Origin of the sequence: Winogradskyella ursingii (assembly GCF_013403975.1) — a bacterium.
GTDB classification, from domain to species: Bacteria; Bacteroidota; Bacteroidia; order Flavobacteriales; family Flavobacteriaceae; genus Winogradskyella; species Winogradskyella ursingii.
This window is the reverse complement of sequence record NZ_JABFDH010000004.1, coordinates 267,113-281,848: the sequence shown is the minus strand read 5'-3', so window position 1 is coordinate 281,848 and position 14,736 is coordinate 267,113. Positions and strand designations below refer to the sequence as shown.

At 34.0% G+C, this 14,736-nt stretch carries 14 protein-coding genes; 3 read left to right on the top strand and 11 right to left on the bottom strand.

The features are described from left to right. Positions 1-243: 243 nt before the first annotated feature. The 10 genes from HM983_RS11635 to HM983_RS11590 all read right to left on the bottom strand — a co-directional run bounded on the left by HM983_RS11635 (position 244) and on the right by HM983_RS11590 (position 11,019). Positions 244-1,749: a carboxypeptidase regulatory-like domain-containing protein gene (locus HM983_RS11635; RefSeq protein ID WP_179345609.1), complete on the bottom strand. Its 1,506-nt coding sequence runs from the start codon at positions 1,747-1,749 to the stop codon at positions 244-246. Between the two features lie 93 nt (positions 1,750-1,842). Further along, entirely contained in the window at positions 1,843-3,297 is a 1,455-nt protein-coding gene (locus HM983_RS11630; RefSeq protein ID WP_179345608.1) for a CsgG/HfaB family protein, read from the bottom strand. Positions 3,298-3,335: 38 nt separating this feature from the next. Beyond that, the gene (locus HM983_RS11625) at positions 3,336-3,749 is read right to left on the bottom strand and encodes a curli assembly protein CsgF (protein ID WP_179345607.1); all 414 of its coding nucleotides are present in this window, start codon (positions 3,747-3,749) and stop codon (positions 3,336-3,338) included. A 12-nt stretch (positions 3,750-3,761) separates the two neighbouring features. Further along, on the bottom strand, positions 3,762-4,511 hold the full coding sequence (locus HM983_RS11620; protein WP_179345606.1) for a CsgE family curli-type amyloid fiber assembly protein: 750 nt from the start codon (positions 4,509-4,511) through the stop codon (positions 3,762-3,764). 15 nt (positions 4,512-4,526) lie between these two features. Beyond that, positions 4,527-5,069 (bottom strand): hypothetical protein, encoded by a 543-nt coding sequence (locus HM983_RS11615; protein WP_179345605.1) that lies wholly within the window; start codon positions 5,067-5,069, stop codon positions 4,527-4,529. A 303-nt stretch (positions 5,070-5,372) separates the two neighbouring features. Then, the gene (locus HM983_RS11610) at positions 5,373-6,380 is read right to left on the bottom strand and encodes a DUF3078 domain-containing protein (RefSeq protein WP_179345604.1); all 1,008 of its coding nucleotides are present in this window, start codon (positions 6,378-6,380) and stop codon (positions 5,373-5,375) included. A gap of 15 nt (positions 6,381-6,395) precedes the next feature. Beyond that, positions 6,396-7,574 (bottom strand): AIR synthase related protein, encoded by a 1,179-nt coding sequence (locus HM983_RS11605; protein WP_179345603.1) that lies wholly within the window; start codon positions 7,572-7,574, stop codon positions 6,396-6,398. Between the two features lie 41 nt (positions 7,575-7,615). Continuing rightward, on the bottom strand, positions 7,616-8,239 hold the full coding sequence (locus HM983_RS11600; protein ID WP_179345602.1) for a Curli production assembly/transport component CsgG: 624 nt from the start codon (positions 8,237-8,239) through the stop codon (positions 7,616-7,618). 224 nt (positions 8,240-8,463) lie between these two features. Continuing rightward, positions 8,464-8,601: a hypothetical protein gene (locus tag HM983_RS11595; RefSeq protein ID WP_179345601.1), complete on the bottom strand. Its 138-nt coding sequence runs from the start codon at positions 8,599-8,601 to the stop codon at positions 8,464-8,466. Positions 8,602-8,832: 231 nt separating this feature from the next. Further along, the gene (locus HM983_RS11590) at positions 8,833-11,019 is read right to left on the bottom strand and encodes a glutamine synthetase III family protein (protein WP_179345600.1); all 2,187 of its coding nucleotides are present in this window, start codon (positions 11,017-11,019) and stop codon (positions 8,833-8,835) included. A gap of 173 nt (positions 11,020-11,192) precedes the next feature. Here HM983_RS11590 and HM983_RS11585 point away from each other — a divergent pair, with 173 nt between their 5' ends. Further along, positions 11,193-12,215 carry a glutamine synthetase beta-grasp domain-containing protein gene (locus HM983_RS11585; RefSeq protein ID WP_179345599.1) on the top strand — a complete coding sequence of 341 codons (1,023 nt, stop codon included), beginning with the start codon at positions 11,193-11,195 and terminating at the stop codon, positions 12,213-12,215. Positions 12,216-12,265: 50 nt separating this feature from the next. Here the strand turns inward: HM983_RS11585 and HM983_RS11580 are convergent, their stop codons facing one another. Continuing rightward, positions 12,266-13,216, bottom strand: coding sequence for a calcium/sodium antiporter (locus HM983_RS11580; protein WP_179345598.1), 951 nt, complete (start codon positions 13,214-13,216; stop codon positions 12,266-12,268). A gap of 143 nt (positions 13,217-13,359) precedes the next feature. On the opposite strand from HM983_RS11580, the gene HM983_RS11575 reads away from it, so the two are divergent. Together HM983_RS11575 and HM983_RS11570 are read left to right on the top strand one after the other, a co-directional pair. After that, a complete protein-coding gene (locus tag HM983_RS11575; RefSeq protein WP_179345597.1) occupies positions 13,360-14,367 on the top strand; it encodes an AhpC/TSA family protein in 1,008 nt (335 codons plus the stop codon). Positions 14,368-14,375: 8 nt separating this feature from the next. Next, positions 14,376-14,735, top strand: coding sequence for a BlaI/MecI/CopY family transcriptional regulator (locus HM983_RS11570; RefSeq protein WP_179345596.1), 360 nt, complete (start codon positions 14,376-14,378; stop codon positions 14,733-14,735). Position 14,736 lies beyond the last annotated feature (1 nt).

The window sequence follows — 14,736 nt, the reverse complement described above, 5'->3', positions numbered from 1 at the left end:
AATTGTAAACTCAATACATTAAAAATAATTTGAATAAAACGTAATTAATACCAAATGTCTTATCTTAATATGACCCCACAAAAATAAAAAAACACAATTTCACTTTATAATATGTCGTTCTTCTTGACAGCATTTTTTTTGAGTACATACCTAGCATAATCGAATTTAACTTTATTAATCATTTGAAATTTGTTAAAAAAAACTCCAATCTAAATTGGAGCCTTTTAAAAAATTATTTAAAGTTTATTCAAAATCGATCATTTTCCCATTTTCTATAAACAAAATTCTTTCAAACCCCACATCATTAGGTTCCGTATCTGTTATTAGGATGTTTTTCTGAGAAATTCCATCATTAGATGTATTAGTGAAAATCACCTGAGCTTCGTTAGGTGTAAATCTACAGTCATAGTCATTTGTACCATTAATCTTATCATCAGACAAATCTACTGCGGTATTGGTGTTTCTATCGAATAAGAATATTCTTGAATTCAATTGTCTGTAATTTGCACTTTCAAATCCTGAAACATCATACCAATATAGCACAGATTGATTATCCACAGAAATGTCAAGACCTCCAGCGGCTCCATCTACACCAGAAAGCACATTGTTTAATATAGTCCCTGTACTCGTATCTATTGTAAATATAGACACATCGTACCCATTTATATTATTGGTTTTTAGTGCCATAATACTTTCGTCTTCGCTGATAACTACTTCAGTCACAAAACTACCGTCTGTAGTTTCATATACCTGTTGAAGACCTTCACCATTTATGTTTATTGAAAATAACCTGTCAAAACTAGGATAGATTAAACGTTCGCCATTTTGTGTCCACGTAAAATCTACTTCATCTAATTTAAAGCCGTTTACAGGAACTTGTGAAGTAATTTGTGTCTTGTTAGAACCGTCTTTATCCATTATGAAAATATGAGTTTCTGATCCTGAATTTGAAAGAAACGCAATTTTATCGTCGATATTATTTTGACGCGGTCTAAAACTATTAGATGTTAATGAAGTTAACATTAGCTCATTTCCATCTGTGTCAGTAGAAAAAATAACGTTATTCCCCTCTATTTTACGCGTAAAAACATAGCGGTTTTCCGGGAAAGGGATAGTTTCAAACACGCCTACTTCACTTTGGCTAATTTCATCATTAATATCGTCCTCAGCACCGACTTGCCAGAAATATTTAAGGCCAAATCTTAAACCAGACACATTTACCATTGTGTCGTTTACTGTAGAAAATGATAAAATCTCATCATCAAAGCTATTTCTTAATTCAACTGTATAACTTATATCATCATCATCAGGATCACTTCCCGTCCAGACCAAAGTGGTATTTAACGGAACATTATTTTCGTTATTTGTTGGATTTATTAAAATTGGTGTATTTGGAGGTCTGTTATTTGCTGTTTCTACATCAAGTTCAAAAACAACATTTACGGTAGAACCGGATTGTATTTCTGCAGCTTCAAAAGCTGTTAGGAAGCCATCTATTTCCGCTTGTACAGAATACTGACCAACAGAAATCTCTTCTATAATAAATTCTCCATCTTCATTTGTAAAAACGGTACTTGTATTTGGATTAGTGGAAATTTTTACGTTTTCTAGTGCAAGATTAGTGCCTTCAGCCACTACAATACCTGTCAATGTACCTTGATCAAAATTGTCTATAGTATCCTCGCTACAACCCATTGCCACAATTAAGAGACAACATACGACAAGTATATTTTTTATATTATAATTCATTTTTTTTGAAATTTGAATTGCCGCTACCAGCTTCAATATTAATTATTTTTAGATTTTTAATCGCTTAGATTTCGTGAGACAAAATTCTAAAACTTATTGATTGTTTTGATCTTTACTTTCTGAATTTTTCAATGCCTCAAGCTCTTGATCTATTTCTTCTAAGTTTTCACCCTCTCTCTTTTTATCTCTTGATGAGCTTATATAAAAGTTAACTCCAAATCCTGCCCTATAATAGAAATCATCTCTCTTACCATTAATAACGCCATCAAGTTCATCATTAAACATCACATTGTGTTCCGCAAAAATGTTTAGACCTATAGTTTTTGATACCAAATATTCAAGTCCAGCTCCATATTGAAACTTTAAATCTGTATCTGTTAATCCATTTTGACCGTTAAATCCAACACCAGAATATATAAACGGAGTTAAATTATCGAACGGTAAAATAACAAATTCGGCATTGAGGTCAACCGAAGTAAAGGTCTCTTCAAAAATTTCCTCATTTTCCAATTTAAATTGATTAAGTGAAAAATTTAGATTTAAATAGGGACCCAAAAAACGCTTATAACCAATCCTACCAAAAATGTTAATTGTAGAATTGGGTAAATCTCCATCTATTGCTGCAATACCAATACTATTATTTAAAACATTTTTTGCGCGTCGCCTTCTATAAAGTCTGTCATATAACTTTGTATCATCGGCGACTTTTTTCTCTTCATAATAACTTTCCACTAATTCTTCAGCTTCTTCTTTACTATCTGCGTTTGGACTCCAAAGATTATCTGAGATACCCTCAATGATTAAAGAATGTACTGCTTTTTCTACTGCCTCAGTTACCGCTAATTGTATCGGTTCATTACGCGTAAAACCCGTCTCGGCCTCTAATAGTCTTTGAAAACTAACAAACCTAAAGTAATTAGCATCTAAAGCTTGAGACAATATTGTTTTAGAAACATATACTGTTTTTAATATTTCACCAGTGGAAGTTGAAACTGCTCTCAGATATATAGTTACTCTGTCCTGTCTGTATTTTGTAGAACCTCCAATGCCAAAGTATCTAGCACCAATGCCACCGGTAACAATATTTGTATCGTAGGATACAATACCGCCTTCCAATAAAATTCCCGCAAATAAGAGTGGTCTCAAACGCTCTGGAGTTGTGCCATTTACCTGAGCATATTCTTGCCTAGTAGATATAATAATCTGCCGCTCGTTTAGTAAATTATTAAGGTTTTCTCTTTCTGTTGGAATAAACCATTTTGAATCTTCTAATGCCTTAAGTAAAATGGCCGTAGAACCTTGAGTAACTGCAGTACTAAAAGTACTACCATTCTCTGTGGGTTTAAATTGGCCCGTTTGATCTCTAAAATTATAAACACCTACCACTACCTTTTGATCTGGCTCGGGTAATTGAGATAATATCTTGCTAACTCTAGTGCTTTCACCTAGACGGGCTTTTTCTTCACTTACAGGTTGGTTAAAGAAAGTGCCACAACTAGACAAGAGCATCATTATTAACAAAAAAGCTACTCCTTTAAAATTTTTCATATTAGATAAGGGGAAAATTGAACGTTTTTTTATTACCTCTAATTAGGAATTATAATCTGAGTTTGGTCTCCGTTACTGGTATCCAAAATATCAATTACCAAGCCTTCAGCTGTTTCAAATATTTCTAGTGACAATGTGCCAAAAGTAAATGTGCCAGGCCTTAATTCGCCATTAGCACCGAACTGCTGAGTAAAAAGAGTTCTAGAAATTTGACTTAGTAACTGGTTATTAAGATTCTCGGTAAACCTCTCTAGATCACTCTGCTGGGAAAAACGATCATCGTTATCTGCGGTAAAAGAATTTTGGGCTTGCGCACTTTGTAATATAAACTGATAATTAAAAGTATCACCGCCAAAAAAAGGACTAATAGGAGTATAAACCAATTGTTGTGAAAATAATTTTGTGGTGCCAAAGAAAGAAATGACACAGAAACAGATAAGGATTTTTTTCATGAATAGTTGAAATTAATATTGTCTAATTTGATTTTTTTGTTTTTCTAAGGCAATGAGTTTTCTCGTCACTGCAACAATGGCTTGGTCAGATTGTTTTTTTATGAAATCTTTTGTGGGTTGTACAAAAAATCTATAAACGATTTCATTGTCTACAAATATCTCCATAATTGTATTACGACCAAAACTAAACTGTTCAGTAATCTTTACAATTTTACTTCCATTTATTCCTTTTAAGCGATAATTAGAGTAAAATTCTATATAAAAATCCCTTCCAGGTTTTGTCTTTGTTTCTTCAATTACTATACCTCTAAATCCAACAAATTCATCTTCTGATGCCACATTTTCTACCTTTATCACTTTTTCGCCAGACTCATCATCGTTAAGCACAACTAACCTGTCCTTGGCTACCAATTTGTCTTCTGAATCATATACCAAAAGTAGAACTGTAACTTTATCTTTAGAATTCTGATTTATTGTAGTTTTAGAAAGCTCCTTATTTTCATTTGGATTAAGAACAATTCTTCCAGACTGTTCATTCTTAGAAACATTTGAATTGTCAGGATTTTTTTTGTAGACATACATGACATATTTCAAGCTTTTTATAACCTGAGTCTTACTCTCTACATTACTTGTAACAGTTATTAAATCTAAAATCTTTTCTGTTTTAATTTTAGCAACTACTTCTTTATTAGTTATCTGTCCTAGAGAAACTAAAGAAGACAAAAAGCAAAGAATAACTGGTATTATTTTTTTTGGAAACAAATTTTTAGATTTTTTTTAGAAACTTCTTACAAACAAGGTTTGATTTTTACCTGTCATTCTAAATTTTAATGCGTTGGTCTGGGCATTAGAACCAAATTTTTCAAATTTCAGATTATTTCCTACCTGAATAACGTCAAGATTTGATGTGCTTACATTTCCGAATGAAAAATTGATAAGTGAATTGTTTATGCCCGTCTGCAATACCTTTTCATTGGTATTAGCAACTATGTTTTGACTATTGATAAAATTTTTAGCGCCAACTTGCAGGTAATTAATGTTGCTAGAAGCAGAAATCGTATTAGTTAAAGCATTATTTCCAAATCCAACTTGCTGAATTATAGCTACATTTCTATTGGTCTGACCGTTAGACAAATCATTTCTCGTGCTTAAATTCTCAATCTGTGAAATTTGCAAATAGTCAGACACCCCTTCTTTATATTCAAAAATCTCTGATACTGTTTTTGTTTTACTATTATCAAACTCCTTTTTCTCTTGAGAAAAAGAAATGGAAGAAATGATAAAAAAAAGCATTAAGAATCTAAGAGAAAGAGTTTTCATATAATGTTAATTATTCTTGGAACTAAGCTAAAGAAAAGTCAATGAGATTTAAAAATCCGCTAAGTTGACTAAATAAGTTTCTTCCTATCGTAATCCAAAAGGTTGTATATAAAGATAATACAAATCACGAGATATTAAATAGAATAAAAAAGTTAATGAACGAGTATTTAGAGTTTTTATCGAAAAAAATCTAAAATATCTGAATATAAATCACTATTAACTAGAATAATACATTTATATACAGTTAAGATAACTTATAATAGTTTCATAAAATAGTGGCTTTCACTATATATTTATGTGGTTTCAAGGACTTGTATTGACGTTGATCAAACTATCCAAATCCACAACAACTCCTACACCAAGAATTTGTTTCCATTGCAATTTTGGACCTTCAATGATAATTTCCTCATTGGTCATATCATTGGTTTCGACTTCTGACTTGATATCATTATCATAGCGCAAATGTGAGCCTAAGGTGGCTCTAACATATTTATTGACTTTCATATCAATGTTTAATTCCCAATCCACATCGATATTACCAAAATTATTAATATAATCCGTGTAAAGACGCAAAAGGCTGCTCGCCTTTATATTTTCGAATAATTCTCCCTCTACTTGATGTGTCAATAAAATTCCCAGTTCCTGTCTTACTTTTTTTCCTTCTCTTAGAATATTTCCTTCTAAATCATAAATCGCAGGTTGCACACCAAAAGCGCCACGATTGGCCAAATCATCGTCCAGAACAAAGGTTGTCTTAAATGTAAACGGTGATGCGTAAAAAGACATTTCGTCAATATGCCTACCATATTCCATACCCAAACCAAAAAACATATATCCAGGTGCCATAAATTTGGATATGGCTTCATCCCTATTTGGATAATTAAAACCGTTGGCAAACTGTGTATTAAAACTAAATCTAGCAGAATAGAACCAATTACTCTGAGGGTTTTTCTCGAGACCTATGTTAGATGTAATTTCAATTACATCTTCTGTTTTACGTGTATCCCTTCCCTCTTGTTTATTTAACCCATAACGCAAATTGATATTGGAATTCCAAAACCAATTGGACTGTTTGTATTTAGCAGAGCCTTTTGCCGAAATTATACCAGAAATGGAATTTGTACCACCTGCATTCCAATTGGTAAATGATACCTGGTTAAGATATAAACCAGCTTCTTTTTTAGTGCGCCAACCTAATTGAATTTCTTCAACTTTTTCCTTTTGAAAATATAATGAATCTGGTTGTGCTATAATCAAATTAGACATAAACGCAACACATACGATGATGGCGTATCTAAGATATTTGTGCATACTGAAATAAAAATTTTAATAGGAAAAAGTGCCGTACTCGCTTTTTATTGTAAGCTGTTTTTTGTCTGAAGCTTTAACCCTGCCTATAATCTTAGCATCGACATTAAACGATTTTGAAATGGAGATGATATCCTCCGCAATTTCTGGTGTTACATAAAGCTCCATGCGATGACCACAATTAAAAACTTGATACATCTCTTTCCAATCGGTTTTTGATTGTTCTTGTATAAGTTTGAATAACGGAGGAACTGAAAACATATTATCTTTTACAATATGAAGGCGGTCTATAAAATGTAAAATTTTTGTCTGCGCACCACCACTGCAATGTACCATTCCGTGTACAGAATCACTTTTGTACTTATTTAAGATAGATTTGATAATTGGCGCATAAGTTCGTGTCGGAGATAATACTAACTTCCCAGCATCAATGGGTGAATTCTCAACATTATCAGTAAGTTTCACCTGACCTGAGTACACCAAATCATCAGGGACAGCTGCATCAAAACTTTCAGGATATTTTTTTGCTAAATATTTCGAAAACACATCGTGTCTTGCAGAAGTGAGTCCATTACTTCCCATACCGCCATTGTATTCGGTTTCGTAAGTTGCTTGACCGAAAGATTCCAGACCGACGATCACATCACCTTCAACAATATTAGCATTATCTATAACATTACTACGCTTCATGCGTGCTGTAACTGTTGAGTCTACAATTATTGTACGCACTAAATCGCCAACGTCGGCCGTTTCACCTCCAGTAGAATGGACGGTCACACCAAAAGATTTTAAATCGTTTATAAGTTCCTCTGTACCATTTATAATAGCCGAGATAACTTCACCGGGAATTAAGTTTTTATTTCTACCAATAGTTGAAGATAACATGATATTATCTGTAGCACCAACGCATAACAAATCATCGATATTCATGATAAGTGCATCTTGTGCGATACCTTTCCAAACAGAAATATCTCCAGTTTCTTTCCAGTACATATAAGCTAAAGAAGATTTTGTACCAGCTCCATCGGCATGCATGATCAAGCAGTATTCCTCATCGTTAGTAAGGTAATCGGGTACTATTTTGCAGAATGCTTTAGGAAATAACCCTTTGTCAATATTCTTTATTGCGTTGTGAACATCTTCCTTTGAAGCTGAAACACCTCGTTGCGCGTATCTTTTGCTAACCGAATTACTCATTTACAAGTTTGGTTTTGGTAATGCAAAAGTAAGGATTGTGATCAATTATCAAACAATATTGGTTTGGATTTAATATAGGTTGGAATATTCTTTAGACGTTCTTCTCTTTCTTTTTCGCCACCAAAATAAATATTAACCCCTAAACCAAGCCTTAAAAAACTGTCGTCGTTGTCATCAAAAATTAAGAATTGCTCTTGATCTTCGAAACTGTTGTTGTATTCAGCGAATAGTTTGAGACCAATTCCATTAGTGATTATATACTCAAATCCAATTCCACCCTGAACTTTGACGGTATTTGCTTCCCAATCATCCGTGGCATTATAACCAAATCCGCCATATACAAAAGGGGAGAAATCATCGAATGGAAGAACCATAAATTCTAACCCAAGGTCTATAGAGACAAGATCTATTTCTATGTTGTTAAACGGAAGTGTATATTTATTGAATAATAACCCTATGGAGAGATTTTCCACGATACTTCTTTTATAACCTATCCTAAAAAATGTTCCATAATCTGGACTTGGCACATCACCACCAATAATTGTTGCGGTACCAATTGCTACATCCAAGGCATTTGTACCACGATAATCAAAGAATGAAAGTTTTTCAAAATCTTCTGCACTTTTTTGTTCTGTCTGCTCTTGTGCATATATAGTTGTAAACACTACAGAAAAGATGAAAATTGACAGATATTTTTTATATCTATAAACCATTTTATTGGGATAAAATTTTAAAGAAAATTAATTGAAGCGCACCAATATACCAAAATAATTGCCATAGTACTTTAGAAATGAACATTTTCGACAAAAAAAAAAGATAAAACCATTATTATGATTTTATCTCTAATTAAACAGCCTTTAACGGCTTATCTTTAATGTCTTAATTAATATTAAGAATCTAATTGTAGCTTTGTTTGTACATTCACAACATCATCTGTTGAAACTTTGTTAATCTCATCAGAGTTTTCCTGAGACAATATTAACGTTGCACCAACAAGTATCGCTACACTAAGTAGTAACTTCTTCATTTTTACAAGTATTGATTAATAGCCCTTCAAAGATAAGGGATAATCTCATTGTTCGAATGCTCAAAGCCCTTTTTTTAACACTATTTCAACACCTTTTCGACAACTCGTTAAATGTCATCGACAAACGACATAAAATAGCCCTTTCAAGGTCCAAGGCGTACGTATATACACGTATGATTTAACATACATAAAATTAACACAATAGAGTTAAAAATTTAATTATTAGAATCATCACTTTGTAAATAACAATTCCCGATACTTAGTCAAAGGCCAAAGTTCATCATCAATCATAAGCTCTAATTTATCGCAATGGTATCTAATATCATCAAATAACATCTTTACATTCTTACAATAACCACCAGCTTTCTTTTCGATATTGTTTTCTTTATTGAGCGATCTACGAGCATCTGTCATTTTGGTCACTAAAGAATTAATGGCTTCTATGTGCCCTGAAATTTCTTCTATTAGAGCTAATTGCTCTTTTGCCAAATCTCTAAACTGATCTCCATAAATTGATTTTAGCCCTTTTACGTTCTCTATTAAAATATTTTGATAACGCACTGCAGTCGGCACAACATGGTTTCTAGCTATATCTCCCAATACACGACTTTCAATTTGAATATGAAGAATGTACTCATCCATCTCAATTTCATATCGTGCCTCTACCTCTACTTTGTTCATCACACCCAAATCCCCAAACAATTGTATTGCTGGTTTCGATATTTTAACCTTCAATGCTTCGGGCGTAGTTTTGTTGTTACTTAAACCACGTTTTTTGGCCTCCTTTTCCCACTCTTCGCTATAACCATTACCTTCAAACAAAATTTCTTTCGAAGATTTGATATATTCTCTTAATACATTAAAAATAGCATCGTCCTTCTTCATCGATTTTTTCTCTAACAAAGCATCCACCTCAGCTTTAAAATCAATTAGCTGTTTTGCTACTATAGTATTTAGAACAGTCATCGGATTGGCACAATTAGCCTTAGAGCCCACTGCTCTAAACTCAAATTTGTTACCCGTAAAAGCAAATGGCGAAGTTCTGTTTCTATCTGTGTTGTCTAACAATATTTCTGGAATCTTACCAACAACATTCAGTTTCAAATCAGTTTTTTCTTGTGGAGATAATTTTCCTTTGGTAACTGTTTCCAGCTCTTCTAATACTTTAGTGAGTTGCGCGCCAATAAAAACCGAAATAATGGCAGGAGGTGCTTCATTTGCGCCTAAACGATGATCATTACTTGCCGACGCGATTGCAGCCCTTAGCAATTCCTCATAAGTTTGAACCGCCTTAATAGTATTTATAAAAAACGTTAAAAATTGAAGATTACTCATCGGTGTCTTTCCTGGCGACAACAAATTGATTCCTGTGTCCGTACTTAAACTCCAATTGTTGTGCTTGCCAGATCCATTGACGCCTGCAAACGGTTTTTCGTGCATTAAGACCTTAAAATTATGACGTTCGGCAACTTTGTGCATCACATCCATTAATAAGGAGTTGTGATCAACGGCCAAATTGGCTTCCTCAAAAATTGGCGCCAATTCAAACTGATTTGGTGCAACTTCATTATGTCTAGTTTTAACAGGAATACCAAGCAACATGCATTCATTCTCTAAATCCCTCATATAGGACATAGCTCTGTTGGGTATCGTCCCAAAATAATGATCATCTAGCTGTTGACCCTTTGCCGGCGAATGCCCAAGCAAAGTTCTACCTGTTAAAACAATATCAGGACGAGCAGAAGCTAAAGCATTGTCTATCAGGAAATATTCTTGTTCCCAACCTAAAGATGCGTTAACCTTCTTAACGTTTTTATCAAAATATTTACAAACATCTACCGCTGCATTATCTACAGCTTGGAGCGCTCGTAAAAGAGGTGTTTTATAGTCTAATGCTTCACCCGTGTATGCAACAAAAACTGTTGGTATGCACAGGGTTGTGCCATAAATAAAGGCCGGAGACGTTGGGTCCCATGCAGTATACCCTCTTGCTTCGAAGGTATTTCTTATTCCTCCATGCGGAAAACTGGAAGCATCCGGTTCTTGCTGCACTAGTTGATTCCCACCAAATTTTTCGATGGACAAACCATTACCAATAGTTTCAAAAAAAGCGTCATGCTTTTCTGCGGTGGCGCCTGTTAATGGCTGGAACCAATGCGTATAATGGGTAGCTCCTTTATTAATAGCCCATTCCTTCATTCCGGTCGATATGTGGTCAGCTACTAATCTATCGATTTTTGAACCTTTTATAATCGCTTCCATCACACCAGTTAAGGCGTCTTTCGTTAAGTATTGGCGCATAGCGGTTTCGTTAAATACGTTAGATCCAAATACTTCTGATCTACGTTTTAGCTCTTTAACCTTAATCGGTGTCCTAGATAAGGATTCTTTAATTGCATGAAATCTCAATGTTGACATATCTTAATTATTTGTGGCAAAAATACGAATAATTAAAAAATATCAAGGCCACCCCTTAAAAAAATAGGGTTATTAACAATAATTAATAACCTTTTGTCTAAAATACCCTATTTTTTTTGACCGTTTGAAAAAAAAGACAATATTTGCAGTGCTAAATTTTTAAATCCAAAACAATGAGTAAATCAAAATTGGAGTACATATGGCTAGACGGCTATTTCCCTACCCAAAACATGAGAAGCAAAACTAAAGTCGAAGATGATTTTAGTGGTAAATTAGAAGACTGCCCTGTATGGTCTTTTGACGGGAGCTCAACAAAGCAAGCATCAGGCGGTTCATCTGACTGTTTACTTAAGCCTGTTGCAATCTATCCAGATCCAGCAAGGAGAAATGGTTACCTTGTAATGACCGAGGTTTTAAACGCAGATGGCACACCACACGTTTCTAATGGTAGAGCTACAATTGAAGATGAGGACAACGATTTTTGGTTCGGTTTTGAACAAGAATATTTTATAATGGACAGAAAAACACAATTGCCTTTAGGATTCCCTGTTGGTGGTTATCCTGCTCCACAGGGAATGTATTACTGTTCTGTTGGCGGAAAAAATACTCATGGAAGAGATTTAGTAGAAGAGCATGCTGATTTATGTATTGACGCCGGCTTGAATTTTGAAGGCATCAACCAAGAGGTGGCTTCTGGACAATGGGAGTTTCAATTGTTTGCAAAAGGTGCCAAAAGAGCTGGTGACGAAATTTGGGTAGCGCGCTATCTATTGGATCGTTTAACTGAAAAATATGGTTACTACATTGAATATCACCCAAAACCATTAGGTAAAGATATGGATTGGAATGGTTCTGGAATGCATGCCAATTTCTCTAATACAACATTGAGAACTTGTGGCAGCAAAGAAGTATACGAAAAAATATGTGAGGCATTCAGACCAGTTGTAAAACAACATATTGAAGTTTATGGTGAATTTAACGATCAACGCTTAACTGGTGATCACGAAACTGCCTCAATCAATGACTTTAGCTATGGCGTTTCTGATAGAGGTGCTTCTATACGAATTCCAATTATTACTGTAGAAAAAGGCTGGAAAGGCTGGCTAGAAGATAGAAGGCCAGCTTCTAATGGCGATCCTTATAAAATTGCCGGAAGAATTGTTAAGACTGTTAAAAGTGCGAACATTACTTCTTAATCAATTTATAATAGAATAGAAATAGAGCTCCGATAATTATCGGAGCTTTTTTATTTTAACGTTAAGTATATAAATACCAGATAAGCACCAAAGAGCAACATACCTTTATATCTTCCGATGACAAATCGTTTTGGAATTATAACCAGTGGAATCAAAACAGCTGCAAATGCAATCATCCAAAAAATATTTGTTGAGAGTATCTCTGGAGTATCCGGATTAACCACTATAGGCTTTATCATGGCCGTTAGCCCAAGGACTGAAGCGATATTAAATATATTAGAACCTATAAGGTTTCCTAACGAAATCGCTTTTTCTCTTTTCAGTGCCGCTATAACCGAAGCTGCAAGTTCGGGCACACTTGTCCCAATTGCAATAACAGTAACAGAAATAGCATAATCGCTTATTCCTACAGACAATGCCAATTGTTTTGCCCCTTCAACCAACCATTCTGACCCAAAATAGAGTCCAGCTGCTCCAATCATCAACCAAGCTACAATTTTAAAATTTGAAACTTGTGCCAAGGCTTCATCAACTTCCTCTATATTAGATTTTGTTAGTTTTCTGGAATTCCTAATTAGAACGAAAAGAAAAATAATAAGGGCAACCAACATAATCAAACCCTCCAGCTGGGTTAGCACTTGATCGTTCTTTAAAAAATAATAAAGCGCGAAGGAAATTAGCATCATCATTGGCCAATTGAGCTTATAAAATTCGCCATCAACTACTAAAGGCGAAATAATTGCCGTGATGCCCAGAACCAAACCGATGTTGGCAATATTCGACCCTATTACGTTACCTAAAGTTATATCGGAGACTCCATCTAAGGCCGCCTGCAAACTCACCAACAATTCAGGCGCAGAAGTTGCAAAAGACACCACAGTCATACCTATTACTAATTTTGAAATCTTAAATTTAAACGACAAACCGACAGAGGCCCTAACCAAAAAATCACCACCCACTACTAATAATGCCAAACCAGCAATAACAAGAAAAACACTCATAAACTTTAATCAATTATAATGTTTTGCGAAGATAAGGTTTAGTTTCAAAATTTAGTAAAAACTATAATTTCCGTTAAATAACTACTATTTTAGTTTTATAACTATGAAAATAGTTGTATGTTTGATATTCCTTCAATTTTTTTATGAAAAAGCTTATTACTATCGTTTGTTTACTGATTTTTATCGCTTGCGATGATGAAAATGCGCGCTCATTTTCTTTAATTGGCAATACATCAAACTTGAATGATAATACCATACTGTATCTAGAAGATATTGAAGACAGAAAGATTATTGATTCTGTAAAAGTGATGGATAATAAATTTAAGTTAAACACGAAATTATCTGACTCAATAACTCAAGCGATCATACACACCAAAGACTTTTCTCAATACAGGTATTTATGGCTGGAACAGAATAAAATGATTTTTGACGCTAGATCTACTGACTTTAAAAATGCAATGGTTACAGGCTCAGAAACTGAAAGATTAAGCCAAAAATTGAATTCAGAGCTTAATAGTATTCCTAGATCTAAGCGACACAAACTATATCAAGAGTTTATAATTAAAAACCCAAATAGTATACACAGCGCTTACTTGCTTTCGGTATACAACACAACTTGGGGCAAAAAGAAATCAGAAGAGCTATTCAATAATTTATCTGCACAGAATAAAAACACAACGTATGGCCAAGACATTGCCAAATACATTCATTTAAATAAAAATCCTAAAATTGGTGAAGAATATGTTGATTTCTCAATGAATAATACAGCTGGCAAAGAGATCTCACTTTCTGACCATCTGGGCAAAATAACACTTCTGGAATTTTGGGGTTCAAATTGTGCACCTTGCAGAAAAGAAAATCCAAACCTCGTTAAAACCTATAAAAAATACAACAATTTAGGGTTTGAAATTTTTGCCGTATCCCAAGACACAGATAAAAAGAATTGGCTCAAGGCTATTGAAAAGGATCAACTGCCTTGGACTCATGTGAGTGAACTAAGCAAGGCCGATAATGCATCATTAATTTATGGCATCAATGGCATACCAGACAGTTTTTTAATAGACGAAAACGGAATCATCGTGGCAAGAAATCTAAGAGGTAAGGAATTAGACAATAAACTTGACGAACTGATAAAGACTTCAACAAAATAAAATTACAAATGCAAAAACTAACAAACAAAGAAGAAGAAATAATGCATATTCTATGGAAGCTTGAAAAGGCTTTCGTTAAGGACGTGCTAGCGGAAATTAAAGAGGATAAGCCCCATTACAACACGCTTTCAACAATAATTAGAAATTTGGAAGATAAAGGTTATGTGAGCTATAATGCCTATGGCAAAACGCATCAATACTACCCTATTGTCTCTAAAGAAGATTACAAAACCAAATTTATGAATACCGCTATTGAAAATTATTTTAATAGCTCTTATAAGAATGTGGTGTCTTTTTTCGCAAAGGAAGAAAAAATTAGTGTCGATGAGCTCAAAGAAATTATCCAACTCATTGAAAAAAAGAAATGAT